Annotated in this window: 18 protein-coding genes and 3 pseudogenes; 9 read left to right on the top strand and 12 right to left on the bottom strand. The window is 72.6% G+C overall.

The window, feature by feature from the left end; all coding sequences use genetic code 11:
• Positions 1-74: 74 nt before the first annotated feature.
• A pseudogene (locus tag A4E84_RS45625) lies at positions 75-395 on the top strand (MFS transporter); the annotation flags it as partial.
• A gap of 4 nt (positions 396-399) precedes the next feature.
• Positions 400-591: a hypothetical protein gene (locus tag A4E84_RS45620; RefSeq protein WP_062924914.1), complete on the top strand. Its 192-nt coding sequence runs from the start codon at positions 400-402 to the stop codon at positions 589-591.
• Positions 592-595: 4 nt separating this feature from the next.
• Here the strand turns inward: A4E84_RS45620 and A4E84_RS02235 are convergent, their stop codons facing one another.
• Together A4E84_RS02235 and A4E84_RS02230 are read right to left on the bottom strand one after the other, a co-directional pair.
• Positions 596-1,051, bottom strand: a complete 456-nt coding sequence (locus A4E84_RS02235) for a cyclic nucleotide-binding domain-containing protein (RefSeq protein WP_062924913.1) — start codon at positions 1,049-1,051, stop codon at positions 596-598.
• Positions 1,052-1,513: 462 nt separating this feature from the next.
• On the bottom strand, positions 1,514-1,735 hold the full coding sequence (locus A4E84_RS02230) for a hypothetical protein (RefSeq protein WP_062931243.1): 222 nt from the start codon (positions 1,733-1,735) through the stop codon (positions 1,514-1,516).
• A 269-nt stretch (positions 1,736-2,004) separates the two neighbouring features.
• Between A4E84_RS02230 and A4E84_RS02225 the strand changes: the two genes are divergently transcribed.
• The 6 genes from A4E84_RS02225 (at position 2,005) to A4E84_RS02200 (ending at position 6,197) form a co-directional block, all read left to right on the top strand.
• Positions 2,005-2,439, top strand: coding sequence for an ATP-binding protein (locus tag A4E84_RS02225; protein ID WP_062924912.1), 435 nt, complete (start codon positions 2,005-2,007; stop codon positions 2,437-2,439).
• Between the two features lie 200 nt (positions 2,440-2,639).
• On the top strand, positions 2,640-3,503 hold the full coding sequence (locus tag A4E84_RS02220; protein ID WP_062924911.1) for an RNA polymerase sigma factor SigF: 864 nt from the start codon (positions 2,640-2,642) through the stop codon (positions 3,501-3,503).
• A 29-nt stretch (positions 3,504-3,532) separates the two neighbouring features.
• Positions 3,533-3,796, top strand: coding sequence for a DUF5133 domain-containing protein (locus A4E84_RS02215; RefSeq protein ID WP_062924910.1), 264 nt, complete (start codon positions 3,533-3,535; stop codon positions 3,794-3,796).
• Positions 3,797-3,906: 110 nt separating this feature from the next.
• The gene (locus A4E84_RS02210) at positions 3,907-4,764 is read left to right on the top strand and encodes an ANTAR domain-containing protein (protein ID WP_062924909.1); all 858 of its coding nucleotides are present in this window, start codon (positions 3,907-3,909) and stop codon (positions 4,762-4,764) included.
• A 133-nt stretch (positions 4,765-4,897) separates the two neighbouring features.
• The gene (locus A4E84_RS02205) at positions 4,898-5,734 is read left to right on the top strand and encodes a DUF1206 domain-containing protein (RefSeq protein ID WP_062931242.1); all 837 of its coding nucleotides are present in this window, start codon (positions 4,898-4,900) and stop codon (positions 5,732-5,734) included.
• Between the two features lie 28 nt (positions 5,735-5,762).
• Complete coding sequence (locus A4E84_RS02200) at positions 5,763-6,197, top strand: hypothetical protein (protein ID WP_062924908.1); 435 nt, start codon at positions 5,763-5,765, stop codon at positions 6,195-6,197.
• Positions 6,198-6,222: 25 nt separating this feature from the next.
• Here the strand turns inward: A4E84_RS02200 and A4E84_RS02195 are convergent, their stop codons facing one another.
• The 9 genes and pseudogenes from A4E84_RS02195 to A4E84_RS02155 all read right to left on the bottom strand — a co-directional run bounded on the left by A4E84_RS02195 (position 6,223) and on the right by A4E84_RS02155 (position 15,780).
• A complete protein-coding gene (locus A4E84_RS02195) occupies positions 6,223-8,466 on the bottom strand; it encodes an FUSC family protein (protein ID WP_062924907.1) in 2,244 nt (747 codons plus the stop codon).
• Positions 8,467-8,550: 84 nt separating this feature from the next.
• Positions 8,551-9,921 carry an NAD(P)/FAD-dependent oxidoreductase gene (locus tag A4E84_RS02190; protein ID WP_062924906.1) on the bottom strand — a complete coding sequence of 457 codons (1,371 nt, stop codon included), beginning with the start codon at positions 9,919-9,921 and terminating at the stop codon, positions 8,551-8,553.
• Between the two features lie 217 nt (positions 9,922-10,138).
• A complete protein-coding gene (locus A4E84_RS02185; RefSeq protein ID WP_062924905.1) occupies positions 10,139-11,866 on the bottom strand; it encodes a PP2C family protein-serine/threonine phosphatase in 1,728 nt (575 codons plus the stop codon).
• Positions 11,863-12,507: pseudogene (locus A4E84_RS44205) on the bottom strand (SpoIIE family protein phosphatase); the annotation flags it as partial. The gene A4E84_RS02185 and the pseudogene A4E84_RS44205, both read right to left, overlap by 4 nt.
• 381 nt (positions 12,508-12,888) lie before the next feature.
• A pseudogene (locus tag A4E84_RS41950) lies at positions 12,889-13,371 on the bottom strand (anti-sigma regulatory factor); the annotation flags it as partial.
• Positions 13,371-13,811, bottom strand: coding sequence for an anti-sigma regulatory factor (locus tag A4E84_RS02170; protein WP_062924904.1), 441 nt, complete (start codon positions 13,809-13,811; stop codon positions 13,371-13,373). The gene A4E84_RS02170 and the pseudogene A4E84_RS41950, both read right to left, overlap by 1 nt.
• A complete protein-coding gene (locus A4E84_RS02165) occupies positions 13,811-14,230 on the bottom strand; it encodes an STAS domain-containing protein (RefSeq protein ID WP_062924903.1) in 420 nt (139 codons plus the stop codon). Before A4E84_RS02165 ends, A4E84_RS02170 begins: the two co-directional genes overlap by 1 nt.
• On the bottom strand, positions 14,227-15,114 hold the full coding sequence (locus A4E84_RS02160) for an STAS domain-containing protein (RefSeq protein ID WP_062924902.1): 888 nt from the start codon (positions 15,112-15,114) through the stop codon (positions 14,227-14,229). Before A4E84_RS02160 ends, A4E84_RS02165 begins: the two co-directional genes overlap by 4 nt.
• 264 nt (positions 15,115-15,378) lie before the next feature.
• Positions 15,379-15,780 carry an STAS domain-containing protein gene (locus A4E84_RS02155; RefSeq protein ID WP_062924901.1) on the bottom strand — a complete coding sequence of 134 codons (402 nt, stop codon included), beginning with the start codon at positions 15,778-15,780 and terminating at the stop codon, positions 15,379-15,381.
• Positions 15,781-16,086: 306 nt separating this feature from the next.
• On the opposite strand from A4E84_RS02155, the gene A4E84_RS02150 reads away from it, so the two are divergent.
• Complete coding sequence (locus A4E84_RS02150; RefSeq protein ID WP_062931241.1) at positions 16,087-16,494, top strand: hypothetical protein; 408 nt, start codon at positions 16,087-16,089, stop codon at positions 16,492-16,494.
• Positions 16,495-16,541: 47 nt separating this feature from the next.
• Here the strand turns inward: A4E84_RS02150 and A4E84_RS02145 are convergent, their stop codons facing one another.
• Positions 16,542-16,976, bottom strand: a complete 435-nt coding sequence (locus A4E84_RS02145) for an ATP-binding protein (protein WP_033309377.1) — start codon at positions 16,974-16,976, stop codon at positions 16,542-16,544.

Genomic DNA, 16,976 nt, shown 5'->3' with positions numbered 1-16,976 from the left:
CGCCGGCCCCGCCGCGACGGGTGCGATAGTGATCCCCGCCCGGAAAGATGTAGCGAGCATCGAGGAAGCGGCGCGTGGACGCGAGCGAGAGCACGACCGAAGAGCGGGAGCCCGGTCTCAAGCCACCCCGGCGGCGCGGCCGGCGGCGCTGGGCCATGGACACCCGCCCCCTGCGCCGCCCCGCCTACCGGCGGCTGTGGGGCTCGACCATCGTCACGGCCGTCGGCAGTCAGCTCACCGCGGTCGCCGTCCCCAAGCAGATCTACGACATCACCGGCTCCTCGGCATGGGTGGGCGCCGCGAGCCTGGCCGGGCTCGTGCCCCTGATCGTGTTCGCGCTGTGGGGTGGGGCGATCGCCGACACCATGGACCGGCGCAAGCTGCTGCTGATCACCTGAGATGCGCGGGCGCATGCAGGGCGTCTTCACCGTCGTCGTGGCGGGCGGCCCGCGCCTCGCCGACGTGCTGCACGGCACCGCGGGATCCGCCTTCGGACCCCGCGCCGCCGTCGCGGGCGGCGGACTCATGGTCGTCGCGGTGATGCTGGTGCTGGCCGCAGCCGTGCCGGCGCTGCGGCGCTACCGCGTCTGAAGCCTCACAGGGCTCCACGCCGGTGGAGTGTGTACTGCTCCATCAGCTTGCCCCGGGTCATCTCCAGCCGGTGCGCGAGCACCTCGGCGACGTTGCGCACCAGCATCATCCCCAGCTCCGGGTCCTCCTCGCACAGCTCCAGCACGGCCTGGGCGTCGAACTCGTAGGCCCGCACCGGGCTGAACGCCACCGCGCCGAAGTCCCAGGTGTACGGCGGGAACAGCCAGGACCAGCCGAGCAGGTCGCCCGCGCCGAGGCTGGCGACGGTCACCCGCTGCAGGGAGTTCACCTGCTGGTCCAGCGAGACGGCGCCCGAGCGGATGACCCAGAAGCGGTCGGCCCTGCCGTCCGCCTCGAAGATCCGGGCGTCCTCCGGGAAGGACGCCTCCCGGGCGAGGGCCATGAGACGCTGCCGCTGGGGCGGAGGCAGGGCGGTCAGGAGTTTGATCGCTTTGGTCATGCGGAGCTCCTCGCCGGGCGGTCGACTGCGGTGCTGTCCCTAAAGCCATTTCAGCCGCTGCCGGGGCCGTGGGCACCTCGGCGTACGTGACTTCTTGCGACGGACCGTCCGGGCATGAAAAAGCCCTGGCTGGACGGGGGAGACCAGCCAGGGCCGTAAGCGGTGGCGCACGGAGGACGAGGGGTCGACTCCGTCACCACATGAATGAACGATAAACCATCTGGGCGGTGAGTGCGCCCCCTGGACCGGGTGGCGTGACCTGTTTCACGCCGGGGAGCCACCGCGCGAGCACACGGACCGTCTCCAGCTCCAGGGCCCCAGAACCGGTGCTCGAGTGTGGTCGACTGTCATGCGCACCGGGTTCCCGGCGTGTGCGCTCGCAATCCGGATAGGTCCTCAGCGGCACCCGCCTGCGCCCGGTCGGCTGCGGCCAGGTCCTCTGCGGCGCCCACCTGCGCCCGGTCAGCTCCCCGGGGCGTGTTTGCCCGGGGCCACGATCTCGTCCAGCACCCGCAGCACCGCCTCGTACGACATCCGCCGCACGGTCGCGTCCCGAGCCCCCTGCGGGTCCGTCGCGTCCAGCTCCTCGCTCCTGGTCCGCCAGGTCCGTTCCTCCTGCACCGCGCACTCCCTCGCACGCTGGATACGCCGCAACAGCTCGTCGGAATCCACCACATCGGTCATGCACACCGCCTACCCGTCCAGAGGCCAGAGATGACATCGAGTCATGTCCGTCCGGGGTGTTTTCGGGTCTTCCGGCGGGAGCGGAGGTTTGCAGGTGCGGGGAGAGGTGAGCCGAAGGGTAAGACCGCGGCGCTCGCGCGGTGCGCCCCCGGATGTCGCGGCAGGTCGAGGCAAGCAGTGGGTCCGCGGACCCCGGGCAGGCCCGTGCGGGCGGCCTCGGAACGCGGTCCGGACCCGTTTTTCCGTCCGTGCTTTCAGGGAGCTGCAGAATGTGCGAGGAGCACATGATCGATTCAGTGTTCGAGCCGCCCGGCGCCCACCGGGCCCGGCCGTGCAAACCCGCCGAGGCGCGCCGGGCGGTGGAGCGGGCCGTGGCCGAACGCTGCCGGGCCACCCATACCCCGTGCGACACGGACGCCCTGTCCGACGCACTGCTCGTCGCCTCGGAACTCACCACCAACGCGATCCTCCACGGCGGCGGCGTCACCGACTTCCAGGTGGACGTCGACGGCCCCGGGGTGCGCGTCTCGGTGAGCGACCGCAGTGACGCGCTGCCCGTGACCGCGCCACGCACCGATCCGCACGGCCGGCTGCGGCACGGCGGCCACGGCTGGCCCATCGTCTGCCGGCTCGCCCGCGACGTCCGGGTGTCGGACCTGCCCGCCGGGGGCAAGTGCATCACCGCTGTCGTCCCCCTGTCTTGAACGCCCGTGAGCCGCACTCGACAGATTGCACTGCAAAGCGGAGTTTGTTCCACCGGGGTCAGGGCAGACGCAGTTTCGTGCTTCGGACCGGAGGCGCGCCAGCGGGAGCGGTATGACTGCCCCGGATGGCCCTCCAGGCGATCCGGGCAGCGTCCCTCCCGCGGTCAGTCCCTGAAACCACCGTTCAGGAGCGAATCCGCATGCTCATCGAAACGCCCACCCATCGTCCCGGCACGCCCGAATCGACGACCACCGCTTCCCGGCGGCGTCACGACGACGCCCCCGACACCGCCGCCCTCTTCGCCCGGATGGCGGAGCTGGAGGAAGGCCCCGAGCGGGAGGCCGTCCGCGACGAACTGGTCACCCTGTGGCTGCCCATGGCTCACCGCATCGCCGGCCGCTTCCGCGACCGCGGTGAGTCGATCGAGGATCTCCGGCAGGTCGCCGCACTGGGCCTGGTCAAGGCCATCGACCGGTTCGACCCGAGCCGGGGTGCCTTTGAGAGTTACGCCGTCCCCACCATCACCGGCGAGGTCAAGCGGCACTTCAGGGACCGCATGTGGGCCCTGCGGGTCCCCCGCCGTGTGCAGGAGCTGCGCAACAAGGTGCGGGTGGCACGCCGTGAACTCACCCAGAACCCGGGCAGCCCCGAGCCCTCCGTGGCGGACCTCGCCACCCACACCGGCCTCAGCGAGGAAGAGGTCAACGCCGGGCTCGAAGCCCTGGACAGCTTCAGCACCCTGTCGCTGGACGCCGAGCTCTCGGCCGACGACGACGGCTACAGCCTCGCCGACACCCTCGGCGCGGCCGACTCGTCCTACGACGTCGTCGTGGACCGCGAGTCCGCCAAGGAAGGCCTGCGCCGGCTGCCGGAACGCGAACGGGCCATCCTCTACATGCGCTTCTTCGAGGACATGACCCAGAGCCGTATCGCCGACCACCTCGGCATCTCCCAGATGCACGTCTCCCGCCTCATCAGCCGCAGCTGCGCCCGCGTGCGCGACGAGGTCCTGGGGCAGCGGACGGGCAACCGGGGGAACGGCGGCACCTCCACGACTGCCTGACCATCCGACCCCACGAGGAGCGAACGACCATGCTGAGGCCCCACCCCGCCGTACTGCGCCGACTCGTCGACGAGTACGAGGCCCTGGCGGCCGCCGAGGCCGCCCGCGGACCGGCGGAGCTGAACCCCCGGGCACACGACCTGGCGTACACGCTGTGCGTGTCCACCGGCACCCGGGACGTCAAGCGCGCCCTGGAGGCCGCCCACCAGTGGCTCGCGGCCGGACCCGCACCGGCACGCGAACCCGTCGCGCCGATGGCCGTACCGCGCATGCCGGCCACGGAGCCCGCCTGATCCCCGCGTGCCCCTGACACCGGGGGTGACGAAGCGCGCAGGGGCCCGGCCGACGGCACAAGCCGCGGCCGGGCCCCTGCGCGTCATGACGACGACACCCTAGGAGTTCCATGTCCACAGCGGGGCGAGCGGCAGCCGCCGACGACGGCGAGCTGGAGCGCCTGCGCGCCGAGCTGCGCGATCTGCGGGCCCGGGCCCGGGTGCGCCCGCTGATCTCGCAGGCGCAGGGCATCCTGCAGGAGCGGTACGCGCTCCCGGACGGGGAGAGCGCCTTCGCGCTGATGCAGCGGGCGTCCCAGCGCCACAACGTCAAACTGCACACCCTGGCCGGAGTCCTGGTGACCGCACCGCGCCCCGACGGGCCGGACGCCCTGTGGTTCCCGCGGCGCGTCCGCGGGCCGGAGCCCGAGCTGACCTTCACCCAGGCGCACCGGTCCGGGTCCGGCAGCCGCGGCGCCGTCCTGAAGGCCGTGCTGCGGTCCACCCTGACGGTGACCGGCACCGACATGGGCAACGTGCAGCTCACCGATCCGGCCCGGGGAGGGCTGCGCATCGAGCAGCACACCGGTCTCACGGCCGACTTCGTCGACTTCTTCGCCCACGTCGGCGAGGACGGCACGTCCTGCGCCCAGGCCGCCCGGGACGTCGCCCAGGTCACCGTGCGTGACGTGGAGAGCGATCCGGTGTTCACCGAACCGGCCCGGCGGGCCATTCTCGCGGCCGGCAGCAGGGCCTGCCACAGCGTCCCGCTGACGACGGAGTCGGGGCTGTGCGTCGGCATGGTCTCGGCCCACATGGACCGGCCCATGGACGGACTGACGACCGCCCAGACCAAGGCCCTCGACACCGTGGGCGGCCAGGCCGGCCGCTGGCTCGCCTGGCACGACCGCACGGTGGTCCTGGACGCCTTGGAGCACCTGCACACCCTCGGCCGCGCCGGCCGTGGTTCGAGGTTCCGGCGATCCTGAGCCCGTCACGGGAGGGGCGCCGCCGTACGGCTGTGGAGACAGTACCCGGCGCGGAACCGGAATCCGCTGGTCCGGTCGTTGTGCAGGGTGTGTGAACGCCGACCCGGGGCATCCGCACTGCCGGGAGGTCGACATGAACACGAGTGCGATGGCACAGAGCGGTCGGTTCCGGGCCCGGCGGATGGCCCGGGGTTCGGTGACCGAGGGGGCGGCACGGGCGGGTTTCGCCGCCCGGGGCGTGATCTATCTGCTCGTCGGAGCGCTGGCCCTGCAGATCGCCTTCGGCGACACCGGCCGGCAGGCCGATCGCGGGGGAGCGCTGCAGGAACTGGCGCAGAAGCCGTTCGGCGCGGTGCTGCTGTGGGCGCTGGGCATCGGGCTCGTCGGCATGGCCCTGTGGCGGCTGTCCGAGGCGCTCTTCGGCTCGGTCGGCAAGGACGGCCGCAGCGCCCGCAAGCGGCTGATGGCGACGGCCCGCTTCGCCTTCTACGTCTTCGTCGCCTACTCGGTGCTGTCGTTCGCGGCCAGCCGCCACCAGAGCGGCGGATCCAGCGACCAGCAGTCCCGGGACGCCACGGCCAGGGCCCTGGAGATTCCCGCCGGCCAGTGGCTGGTCGGTGCCGCGGGCCTCGTGATCGTCGGCGCCGGGGGCTGGATCGCCGTACGCGCGGTGCTGCGCAAGTACCACGACAAGCTCCGGCTGGGACAGATGAGCCGGCGGACGCGGCAGCTCGTGGACGTCACCGGTGTCGTCGGCGGCGCCGCCCGCGGGCTGGTGTTCGCGGTGGCGGGGATCTTCGCCGTCCGCGCCGCCATCGACTACGAACCCGACAAGGCCAAGGGTCTCGACGACACCCTGCGCACCCTCGCCGACACCCCCCTCGGCCCCTGGCTGCTGGTGTGCGTCGCGGCCGGGCTGGTGCTCTTCGGAGTCTTCTCGTTCGCCATGGCCCGGTGGCGACGCGTCTGAGCCGCGTCTGGTGGGGAACACGGAGCGAATGAGCGATTCCGAGATTCCGCATGGCGACGGCCGGCCCGTGGACGTGTACCTGGACCTCCTGCGCATCCGGATGGACACGGAGGACTACCGCCTTCTGATGCGCGCGGTGGAACCGGTCCTCGAGGCGATCGAAGAGGAACGCCTGTCCAGCCTCGACTTCGCGCTCGACTCCGGGCCCGACGACGAACTCCCCCAGGAGGTGCGTGACGAGGTGGCCCTCGTCATCGCCACCGCCGTCACCGGCCGCCTGGACAACGAAGTGGTCGAACTCCACGTCGACGACACCGGCCCGGTCAGGATCGTCACGGACGCCACCACCGCGTCCGATCCGATCCGCCTCGGCGAGATAGCCGACTACATCCGGGACCGGCACAAGCAGACCGAGGAACTGCGGGGCATCGCCGAGGTGAGCGGACTGCCCACGGACTTCTGACGGCGGCCGTCAGCCCGTCGGCGGGTCACGCCTTGGGCGCCGCCACCGGCACGCCCAGCGGCCGGGCGAGGCCCACCACGGCCTCGTCCAGCCGCTCCAGATGCCGCAGCACGCGGTCGGTGATGCGGCCGTAGCGTGGTGTGCCGGCGTCGGATCCCAGCAGGGAGGCGATGCTCGGCCCGGTCTCGACCTGCGCGCCCGCGTGCTCGTCGGCGACCCGGGCCGCGATGACCCCGATGTTGCGCACCGTGCGCCCGGCGGCCCCGCGCAGTCGCGGGTCCGCCGCGATCGAGGGGTGCGTGGGCAGCAGCTCGGCCGTCGCGGCCAGCGTCCGCGCGTGGTACGCGCACGTCTCCAGCAGCGCCACCACGTACCGGGCCGTGTGGCGCCGGGTCCGCAGCGGGGTGACCGGATGCATCAGCGGCTGCGTCGCGGCCCGCAGGTCGGCCAGCGCCTGGTCGAGGTCGCGCGCCTTGTCCAGCAGTTCGTCCGCCGGCCCGCCGCTGAGCTGGCCGACCGCGGCCTCGGTGACCTCGGCCAGCCGCTCCAGCACGGTGCCGAGCAGTTCGTTCGTACGGCGGTCCGTCTGCACCGGCAGGACCAGGGCCGCCGCCACCACCCCGCACGCGGCACCGAGCGCCGTCTCCTCGATCCGCAGCACGAGCACATCGAGGCTGTAGGTGTGCAGCAGCGTGTACAGCAGCCCCAGCATCGCGGTGACGAAGAACGACATCAGCGTGTACGACAGCGGCGCCGAGTAGAACATCGCGAAGATCAGCACCAGGACCAGGGCGAACGCCGTCCAGGTGTGGTTGCCGACCAGGCCCGCCAGCACGATGCCGGCCACGACGCCGAACACCGTCCCCAGCAGCCGCCGGTACCCCTTGACCAGGATCTCGCCCGTCGACGACGTGTTGATGAAGACGATCCAGCACGTCAGCACCGCCCAGTACCAGCGCTGCGTGGACAGCAGCTCGCCGCCCACGATGGCCAGCGACGAGCCGACGGCGACCTGCACGGCCGCACGGGTGGTGGGCCGCCGCAGTCCGGTCTGCTCCTCCTGCTCGGCCTCCTCGCCGCCGCCGTCGATCGCGGCGTCCTCGGCGTCCAGTTCCTCGCGGGAACGGGCCGTCGCCGGGGAGTCGTCCGACTCGTCCTGGGGGCCGTCCAGCGCGATCCGCAGCCCGAGCACGGAGCGGACCGACTCGCCGATGCCGCGGAAGACGTCCTGGAGGGCCGCCGACGCCGGCGGCAGGTTCTCCTCGTCCCGGTAGCCGAGGAGCCGGTTGCGTACATGGGCCAGCCCGGTGCCCGTGTCGCCGCTGCCCGCCCGCAGCACCAGGGTGTGCAGCGCCAGCAGATCGCGGCGGAGCGTGGCGCCGGCCTCGTCCGGCATGTCCGGACCGGCGATCGCCGGTGCGGGCGCGCCCGGCAGGTGCAGGGTCAGAGTGTCCGCCCGTTCGGCGGTGCGGGCGGTCAGCAGCAGCAGGCCGAGCCGCTCGGCGGCGATCTCGGCGTCGGCGATCCGGCGCTGCACGAGCCGGGCCGCCGACTCGTCCGGGGTGCCCTCCTCCAGCTGTCCCTGGATCATCATGGCCGTCTCGTGCAGCCGCGCGGTGCCGTCGCGCAGGGCCTTCAGCGCCTTGTCCATCTCCTCAGCGGGGGCGTCGAAAAGTTCGAGCTGCGCGGACACCAGCTGGGCCAGCCGGGCGCGGAAGGCCAGGCGCAGGCGCAGCAGCACGCCCGCGGGAGTCGCGGGCACGACCGCGAAGCGCATCAGGGCACTGGAGCAGAACGCCATCGCCATGGCACCGCACAGTTCGGGCAGCGTGTCGACGGTGGCGCCGACGAACAGCGACAGGAAGTAGACCTGGAAGCCGATCAGCCCCAGCGCGGTGCCCCGGTCGCCGAACCGGCGGCCGTAGACCGCGCAGAAGATCAGGACGACGAAGAAGGCGTCACCGACCACGACCCGCGTGTTGAGCACAGCCCCGAGGGAAACCGAGGCCAGGGCCACCGGAAGCCCCAGAGCCAGGGTCACGGCCTGAGCCCCGAGCTGCTTCTCCCGGATGGCGAAGGTGGCGACCATCGCCGCAATGGCCCCCGCCACCAGAATGTGCACGTCGGCGCCGAGCAGGGAGAGCACGGCCAGCGTCAGCGCGATCGCGCCGACCGTCCGCAGCCCGGCCGTCAACCGCAGCAGTCCGGGGTCGGACGCCGCGATCCGGTCCCGCAGTCGTGCCCGCACCGCGCGTCCCGCTGCCCTCACACCGCCGCACTCTCTCCCGACTCACACCAAGATCCGTATCCCAGCATGACATGCCCCGGGCGGGCCCTCCCGTCCGGCCCGGTCCTACTCCGGCCGGACGGACCCCTCGACCTGTGCCCGCACCTGCTCCGGCGTCAGATACGCGTCCGTGTACTCGAAGTCCTTCAGCCGGGCGGCCTTGCGGGCCTGGAACCCCGTCCGTACGAAGTCGTCGCCGGCGACGGCGTTGAGCAGCCAGTTCGTCATCACCCGCGTCTTGGCCACGTTGGTGCGCAGCGCCGACCAGTGGTAGCCGCGGGCCACGGCCTGCGCGGGCAGCCCCCGCAGTTCGATGCCCAGCGGCTTGGAGACGGCGTCGGTGCCGCCGAGGTCGACGACGAGCCCGAGGTCCTTGTGGACGTACGGCTTCATCGCCTGCCCCCGCAGCGACGCGATGACGTTGTCGGCGACGTGCTTGCCCTGCCGCAGCGCGTGCTGCGCGGTGGGCGGGCACATGGCCCCGTCGCCCTTGGCCAGGTCGGGCACGGCCGCCGAGTCGCCGAGCGCGAACACCCCGTCGTCGCCCGGCAGGTTCATCTCGGGGGCGACCGCGAGCCGCCCCTTGACCGTCTCCGCGCCGAGCGTGGCGATGAGCGGGCTGGCGACGACCCCGGCGGTCCAGATGAGCGTGCGGGTCGGGATCGCCCGGCCGTCGGTGAAGGTGACCTCCTCGGGGCCCGCCTTGGCGATGGAGGTGCCCAGGGAGATCTCGATGCCCCGCCGGCGCAGGATCTCCTGCGCGCTGCTGCCGAGCTTGTCGCCCAGCTCCGGCATCAGCTTCGGCGCGATGTCGATCAGATGCCACTTGATCAGCCCCGGGTCCAGCCGCGGGTAGCGCTTGACCGCCGCGTGCGTCAGCCGCTGCAGGCACGCCGCCGTCTCGGTGCCCGCGTAACCGCCGCCGACCACCACGAACTGCAGCCGCGAGGCCCGCTCCACGGGGTCCTGGCTCGCGTCGGCAAGATCCAGCTGCGAGATGACGTGGTCACGGATGTACGCCGCCTCGGCGAGCGTCTTCATCCCGAACGCGTGGTCCGTCAGCCCCGGGATGTCGAAGGTCCGGGTGATGCTGCCGGGCGCCAGCACGATGTAGTCGTACGGCTCGTTGACGATCTCGTCGGTGATGGTGCGGATGACACAGACCTTGGACTTCAGGTCCACGCCGATGGCACCGCCCGGAATGATCCGCGTGCGGTACTTCTTGCTGCGCCGCAGCGAGACGGCGATCGACTGCGGCGTCAGCACGCCGGAGGCGACCTGGGGGAGCAGCGGCAGGTAGAGCTGGTAGGCGAACGGCGTCACCAGCGTGACGTCGGCCTCGTCCGGGGAGAGTTTCCGTTCCAGACGGCGGACGCACTCCACGCCGGCGAAGCCTGCGCCAACCACCAGGATCCTGGGTCGTGTCACGGTGTTCATCCCTTTCTGCGGCTCCAGGCGGTCTGCCTCGAACGCCTTCCGACTGCCCCTGGATCGCTGGTTCGCACCCTTTCGATCCCACCGTGTGTCCCACGGGCGCGCCAGTCGGACGCGGCAGGCAGACGAACGCGTTGATCACCACCATGCCCGCACCGTGGCCGAAAAGCACCAGGCAGGAGTGAAGAACGCGTGCACACCCGGCCCGCCGGACCCGCCGTCAGGAGCCGATGCCACCTTGGACATGACACAGCAACAGGCACACGTCGTCGTCCCGCTCGGAATCGCTCAGCAGCGGATGCAGGAGCCGGTCCGCCGAGCCCTCCAGGTCCGCGTCCAGCTCCGCGGAACGGAACCCGCCGAGCGCCGAGGCCAGCCGCTCGATACCCGGGTCTATGCCCTGTGCACGCCGCTCCACCAGCCCGTCCGTGTACAGCGCGAGCGTCGAGCCGGGCTCCAGCTGCTCCGTGTGGTCGGCGATCTCCTGGGTGAGCGGGATGCCGAGCATCGCGCCGGGCTTGGCGTCCAGGGTCCGTACGGTGCCGTCGGGCAGGCGCAGAACCGGTGGCGGATGCCCCGCGGCGGCCCAGGTCAGGGTGGGCTCGTCCGGGTGGAACCGGGCGATGACGGCGGTGGCGTACAGGTCCGGCTGGAGGTGGTGCAGGAACCGGTGCAGCCGGGTCAGCAGCCGGCCCGGGCTGTCGCCGTCGACGGCGTACGCCCGCAGCGCGGTGCGCAGCTGGCTCATCATGACCGCCGCGTGCAGACCGTGTCCGGTCACGTCGCCGATGACGGTGATGAGACCGCCGTCCCGCTGGGGGAATGCGTCGTACCAGTCGCCGCCGATGTTCAGCCCGTGGGTGGCCGGAAGGTACCGCGCGGCCAGGCTGAGGCCCGGCGTGACGGGCAGGTCGGTCAGCAGGGCGCGCTGCAGCGTCTCGGCGATGTCGCGGTTGTGCTCGAAGCGCCGGGCGTTGTCGATGGCGATGCTGGCCCGCCGGGTGAGCTCGATCAGCATCACCGCGTCGTCCGGGTCCCAGCGCCCGCCGGGCGGCGACAGCGTCAGGACCCCCAGCGGCGCCCGTCGCGTCGGCAGCGGCACACACAGCAGCGGCCGCCCGGGATCCAGCGCCGACGGCGGCTGGTCCTCGACGCCGGGCAGGTTCCCCGGGTGATCGGCGGCGTACTGGGGCCGCCCGGTGCGGGCCGCGACGACGGCGGCGGCCGGATGCGGCGCCGACCGGTGCTTGTCCTCCTCGTGGTCGAAGAGCCAGACGTCGACGCTGCTCGCGTACTCGGGCACCAGCAGGTCCGGCAGCCGGCGCACGATCTCCTCGTGATTCAGCGACGCCGTCAGCACGGCACTCGCGTCCGCGAGGAACGTCAGCCTGCGCCGGGCGCTCTCCGCCTCGTTGCGGGCGCTGCGCTCGGCGGCGAAGGCCTCGCGCTGGGCCCGCCCGGCCGCGTCGAGCTCGGCGTGCAGGGCCAGCACGCCCTGGTTGGTCTGGTGCAGCTCCTCGCGGTGGAAGGAGACCAGGTCCTCCTGCTCGGTGAGCTTGTCCAGCACGACGGCCGTGTCCTCGTCCGCGCCGAGCAGCGCCTCCGACAGTGCGGCGGTGTCGTCGGCGACGGTGCCGTCCTCGGCGGCCTCGGCCGTCTCGGGGCAGGGGACCGTGACCTCCCAGAGCGGCTCCCCGGCGGCGCAGGCCTCCGGCGACGGGGTCACCACGACGTGCAGCAGCCCCTCCTCGGCGGGGGAGCCCGCCAGGTCCATGGTGAGCCGCCAGGTGCCGCCCTTGGTGAGGCACTGCCGCAGGTGGGCGCTGAGGGCGGCGGCCAGCCGGGTCCGTTCGACGGTGGGCACACCGTAGGCGGCGGCCATGCGCGCGAGCGAGATGCGGGCGCGGGCCGCATCGGTGACGGTGGTGATCTGCCAAGTGCGCATCATGGGTGTTCCGGCGGGATCGAGGTCAGCACGGCCACGGCGGTGTCGTCCCGCACCGGCCGGGCGGGACTGCTGGCGTCACGTATCGTCACGGCGGCCGTCACGGCCGGGTCGGCCGGCGCCGGCCCGGGACCGGACGGCGGCGTCCAGCGGCTGGGCAGGCCGTCGGTGTGCAGGATCAGCAGGGGGTCGTCCGTCCAGTCGGCTTCCTCCTCGCGGAGGGTCGCGGGCCGGTGGACCCCGACGATGCCGGGCCGCGACAGCAGGGCGCGCCAGGTACCGCCGGTGCGTAGCCGCGCTCCCACGTTGCCGATGCCGGCGAACCGCAGGCGCCCGGCCGACAGGTCGAGCTGGGCCAGGGCGACGGCCGCGCCCCGGGTGTCCCGCAGGGCGTCGTGCAGCCGCCGCAGCGACTCGGCGGGGGAGAGGTGGGCCCAGCGGTGCAGCGCCGTGACCGCGGCGGACGAGGCCCGCGCGGCCTCCGGCCCGTGGCCCAGCCCGTCCGCCAGCATCAACGTCACCCGGTCCCCGGCCCGGACCCAGCCCCAGGCGTCCCCCGAGTACTCGGCTCCGGCGTAGGGGATGTTCACCCCGCCGGCTCGCACACCGGCGACCGGCAAGGAACGGTTCTGCGAGGCGGCTTTGGGGACCGGGTCTGTTGCCGCGTGGTCGTTCGACTGGGCCCTGTGCGGGGCCCTGCCCGTGGACCTGCTGCCTGCCGGAGGGCCGGCCTGGCCGCCGGGCACATCGGCGCCTGCCGTGGCGGGGGCCCCCGCCCGCCGGGGCAGCGCCTCGGTGCCCGGAGTGCCGACGTCCTCCGGGGCAGCCCGGAGGACGGGCCGGCTTCCCGGAGTGCCGGCGTCCGGGAGGTCGTGGCCCGGTGCTCCGTGGAGTCCCGGCTCCGTCCCCCGCGCACGGCCGGCCGTCGCCGGGCCCTGTCCCGGGGAACCCGGAGCGCCGGACACTGCCGCATGGCCCGTCAGGCCGCCGCAGGCCACCGTGCCGAACGGCGGCTCGCCACCCTGCCACCGTCCGCCGGCGGACACCCCGCCGCCTCCGGGCCACACCGACGCCTCACCAGCCCGCGGCGTCGCACTCACGCGGGCCACGGCGACCGTGCCGCGGCCGGGAACACTGTGCAGGGCGAAGTCGTCGCAGAGGCGACGGCACGTGCCGAGGCCCGCGCCGAGCGAGCGGGTCGTGGAGAAGCCGTCGCGCAGCGCCGCGGGGACGTCGTGGATGCCCGGGCCGTGGTCGATCGCGGCGATCTGCACCACCCTGGACCTCTCCCGGCCATCCCGCAGCACGGGCAGGGCGACGACCTCGATGAGCACCTGACCGCCCTCGGCGTGCTTGAGCAGATTCGTGGCCAGCTCGGTCGCGACCAGCGCGGCCGCCGCGGTCCGCCGCTCGTCCAGCCCGGCCAGCGCGGCAGCGCCCTCCGCCGCGGCCCGCGCATCGCGCACCCGGGTCGCGTCGCGCACCGGCACGTCCCACACCCGCGGCATCAGACCTCCTCGCGCGGACGCGGCGGCCGGCCCACCCAGCAGGTCACCCGCACCGTGGTGCCCGACCCCGGCGCGGTGTCGATGTCGAAGTCGTGCACCAGGCGCCGCGCGCCGCTCAGCCCCATCCCCAGACCGCCGCCCGAGGTGTAACCGTCGCTCAGCGCGAGGTCCAGGTCGGCGATGCCCGGCCCCTCGTCGGTGAAGGCCAGCCGCAGCCCCTGCGCACCCGCGGTGCCGACCTGCGTCGCCTCCATCTGTCCGCCACCGCCGTGCACCAGGGTGTTGCGGGCCAGCTCGCTGGCCGCGGTGATGAGCTTGGTCTGGTCCACCAGGCCGAAGCCGAGCCGGGCGGCGGCCTGCCGAACGTGCTGTCGCACCCACACCAGGTCCATGTCCGACCGGATGGGCAAGCAGGCCTCCACGCCCGCGGCGGTGTGCATCACGGACTCTCCTGACGCGGGCGGCCGGGACGGCGCACCGGGGCCTGCTGTGCGAGGAGCTCCATGCCCGCCTCGGTGCTGAGCGCGGTGCTCAGCCCCGGCAGCGACAGTCCCAGCTCGACCAGGGTGATGGCGACGGCCGGGCGCATACCGGCCACCACGGTGCGCGCGGCCAGCAGCTTGGCCTGCGCGGCGATCTCGGCCAGCACCCGGCCGAGGAAGGAGTCGACGATCTCCACACCGGAGATGTCGATGAGGACCCCGCGCACCCCGGTACGGGAGATGGTCTCGGCGAGGTCCTGCTGGAGTTGCTGCGCCGTGCTGTCGTGCAGATCCCCCTGGAGCGTGACGAGCAGGACGTCGCCGAGCCGGAGGACCGGCACGTGGCCGGTCACGGGACGGGGGCGGGCGTCGTTCACCGCTGACCCGCACCCGGGTTCACGATGTCCGTGCCGAGCTGGTGCAGCGCGTACCCCAGTGCGTCGGCGAGGTTCGCACGCGTGATCACGTCCAGGTCGAGCCCGAGGTGCACGATGGTCTGCGCGATGGCGGGGCGGATGCCCGAGACGATGCACTCGGCGCCCATGAGCCGCGCCGCCGCGACCGTCTTCATCAGGTGCTGCGCCACCAGCGAGTCGACCGTCGGCACCCCGGTTATGTCGAGGATCGCGAACCGCGCGTGCTGCTCCACGACGGCGTTCAGCAGCGTCTCCATCACGATCTGGCTGCGGGCGCTGTCGAGCGTCCCGATGAGCGGCACGGCCACGACGCCGTCCCACAGCCGGATCACGGGCGTGGCCACCTCCATCAGCTGCATCCGCTGCCGGTCGCTGAGCGCCTGCCACTCGCTCAGCGCCGTCTGCATGGCGACCAGCCGCAGGGTGCCCATCAGCACGGTCAGGGCGGTCGAACAGGCCCTCAGGTGCTCGGGCGGTGCCTGTTCCAGATCGGCGGCCAGCAGGTTCTCCACGGGCGGCCGCAGGGCGGCCAGCTCGCTGGAGACCTGGGTGTTGGACAGTCCGGCACGGGAGCGGGCCACCCCCATCCGGGCCAGCTGCTCGCGCACCCCGCTGAATCCCGCGGCGTCGGGATCCTCCACCTGCTCCGAGTCGGCCACCTCGGCCAGCGCGTCGACGACGGCCTTGCCCGCCTCCACCGCCTCGTCGCGCGAGACGGTGAACACGGTGCGGAACAAGGGCTCGTCCGCCCACCGCTGGGCGATCTGCTCACGCCGGCGGTGCAGGAAGTCCCTCACCTCGTGGCTGGGCGTGGCGAGCTGTCCGTCCGCTTCGTGCTCCGGCACCTGGTTCTCTCCTCATCCGCGTTGCGTCGACCGAGCCCGCTTCTGGCAACGAGACGGCGATGTGACACTTGCCGGGCGACAACTCTAACCATGCGCCGACCTCGTACGACACCTGCTCCTGCGTAAGCGATCCGGTTCAGGGGTACGGCGGTTGGAGCCCCGTCGGCGGCGTGCGAAGAGGGAGCCGTCGTCCGGGCAGGGCGGAGCGAGGGCGCCGGGCCACCGGCCTGCGCCGGTGCCCTGCCCTGTGGATCACCCGGACCGTCAGACGTTCAGCCCCTCCGGCTCCCCGGGCTGCTGCGGCCCTTCGTCGACACGGGTCAGAGCCTCCTCGACACTCTCCGATATCGGCACGGTGATGCTGACACCCGTCAGGTCGAGAATGCGCCGCACGGCCGGTGCCGGACTGATGACGTGCACGCTGCCCTCGGTCTTACGGGCCTCCTGGTACACCCGCAGGATGATGTTCATCCCGGACGAGTCCATGAAGGGGACGGACGACAGGTCGAGCAGGAAATGCCGTCGGCCGTGGTGGAGTTGGTTGGCCAGATGGGCCTGGAACTCGGTCGCGGTGTCGACGTCCAGGTAGCCGTCGACCGTGATCAGGGCCACGTCCTCCCGGGGCAGTTCGACTTCCACGGACAGCGGGTTCTGGGCGAGGGGCACGGATACCTCCAACAAGTGCTACGGCCTGGGCTGGTCACCTCTGGGGATGACCGCGGTGCGAGGGGATCCCGGTCGTTGTCCCGACTCGGATTCCGTTCCTCATGCGCCTCCCTTCACCGACGGGCTCGGATGTCACCGCGCCCCCGCGATTACCCCGGAAACCGCCCTCCATGCCCCCTCGGTCGAACATCGCCGGGACCGGCCGGCGGAAGTCGCGTGCGGTAGCGGGCGTGTGCGCCGAATGCGCTTGCGACAGGAGGGTAATTGCTGCTGTGGGACGGGGTGGGCGCGAGCGCCCGCCGAGGCATGCGGTCCACGGATCGCCAGGGAGGATGGGGCAGAGTGGCCATCGACAGAATCTGGTCGTACGCGCCGGACAGCGGTCACACGGAGGGGCAGGACCTGACCGGGTTCGCCGTCGCCGCGACCGACGGCACCATCGGGCACGTGGACCGGGAGGCCGCCCCGCACGACATGCGGCACCTGGTCGTCGACACCGGCGTCTGGGTGTTCGGCCGCAGTGTCCTGGTACCGGCCGGGGTCGTCACCGGCATCGACATACCGGGGAGGAAGGTCACCCTGGCGTGCAGCAGGGGAGACGCCAAGGCGGCGCCGCGCTTCCAGACCGACAGCGAGACCAGGGACAGGCAGTACCTGCGGGCCGTGGGGGACTACTACGACCGGCTGCCGCCACGCGAGGCGGCCGCGGTCTGAGCCGTCCGGGCCGGTCACGGGCGCGGCGCGCCCGTGACGCTCCCGGCTCACCAGGGCATGAACACGTGCACGTCCTTGCCCCGGTCGTCGGCCACCACGCTGACCTGGTCGCACAGCGTGTGGATCAGATGCCAGCCGATGCCCCCGCCGCCGCTGCGCGGATCGAAGGGGCGAGGGGCTGGCTCCGTGGTGCTGGTGTCGTGCAGGACCACATGCACCCCGTCGAACGTCCGGCGCATGCGCAGCGCGAACGGACCCGGGGCGTACTGGACCGCGTTGGCGGCCAGTTCCGTCACCACCAGCAGGATGTCGTCCCAGTACTCGGGAGCAGAGGGCGGGGAGGAGCGTGCCAGATCACGCAGAAACTCCTCCGCGGCCAGCCGCGCGCCTGTCACGTCATGCGGCTCACCCACGAAGCTGTTCGTGCGGCTCGGGATCTCCTCGGAGGTCAGGGCGTCGTCCCCACGCGGCTCGGTTGACAT

Source organism: Streptomyces qaidamensis (assembly GCF_001611795.1).
Classification (GTDB): domain Bacteria; phylum Actinomycetota; class Actinomycetes; order Streptomycetales; family Streptomycetaceae; genus Streptomyces; species Streptomyces qaidamensis.
The sequence above is the reverse complement of the archived record's forward strand: the minus strand, read 5'-3'. Positions and strand labels throughout refer to the sequence as shown.

What these genes read in the sequence shown, in the direction of transcription:
- A4E84_RS45620 (WP_062924914.1), top strand. Translation starts at nt 400, where the DNA reads ATGCGCGGGCGCATGCAGGGCGTCTTCACCGTCGTCGTGGCGGGCGGC.
- A4E84_RS02235 (WP_062924913.1), bottom strand. Translation starts at nt 1,051, where the DNA reads ATGACCAAAGCGATCAAACTCCTGACCGCCCTGCCTCCGCCCCAGCGG.
- A4E84_RS02230 (WP_062931243.1), bottom strand. Translation starts at nt 1,735, where the DNA reads ATGACCGATGTGGTGGATTCCGACGAGCTGTTGCGGCGTATCCAGCGT.
- A4E84_RS02225 (WP_062924912.1), top strand. Translation starts at nt 2,005, where the DNA reads ATGTGCGAGGAGCACATGATCGATTCAGTGTTCGAGCCGCCCGGCGCC.
- A4E84_RS02220 (WP_062924911.1), top strand. Translation starts at nt 2,640, where the DNA reads ATGCTCATCGAAACGCCCACCCATCGTCCCGGCACGCCCGAATCGACG.
- A4E84_RS02215 (WP_062924910.1), top strand. Translation starts at nt 3,533, where the DNA reads ATGCTGAGGCCCCACCCCGCCGTACTGCGCCGACTCGTCGACGAGTAC.
- A4E84_RS02210 (WP_062924909.1), top strand. Translation starts at nt 3,907, where the DNA reads ATGTCCACAGCGGGGCGAGCGGCAGCCGCCGACGACGGCGAGCTGGAG.
- A4E84_RS02205 (WP_062931242.1), top strand. Translation starts at nt 4,898, where the DNA reads ATGAACACGAGTGCGATGGCACAGAGCGGTCGGTTCCGGGCCCGGCGG.
- A4E84_RS02200 (WP_062924908.1), top strand. Translation starts at nt 5,763, where the DNA reads ATGAGCGATTCCGAGATTCCGCATGGCGACGGCCGGCCCGTGGACGTG.
- A4E84_RS02190 (WP_062924906.1), bottom strand. Translation starts at nt 9,921, where the DNA reads ATGAACACCGTGACACGACCCAGGATCCTGGTGGTTGGCGCAGGCTTC.
- A4E84_RS02185 (WP_062924905.1), bottom strand. Translation starts at nt 11,866, where the DNA reads ATGATGCGCACTTGGCAGATCACCACCGTCACCGATGCGGCCCGCGCC.
- A4E84_RS02170 (WP_062924904.1), bottom strand. Translation starts at nt 13,811, where the DNA reads ATGCACACCGCCGCGGGCGTGGAGGCCTGCTTGCCCATCCGGTCGGAC.
- A4E84_RS02150 (WP_062931241.1), top strand. Translation starts at nt 16,087, where the DNA reads ATGCGGTCCACGGATCGCCAGGGAGGATGGGGCAGAGTGGCCATCGAC.
- A4E84_RS02145 (WP_033309377.1), bottom strand. Translation starts at nt 16,976, where the DNA reads ATGTCAACCGAGCCGCGTGGGGACGACGCCCTGACCTCCGAGGAGATC.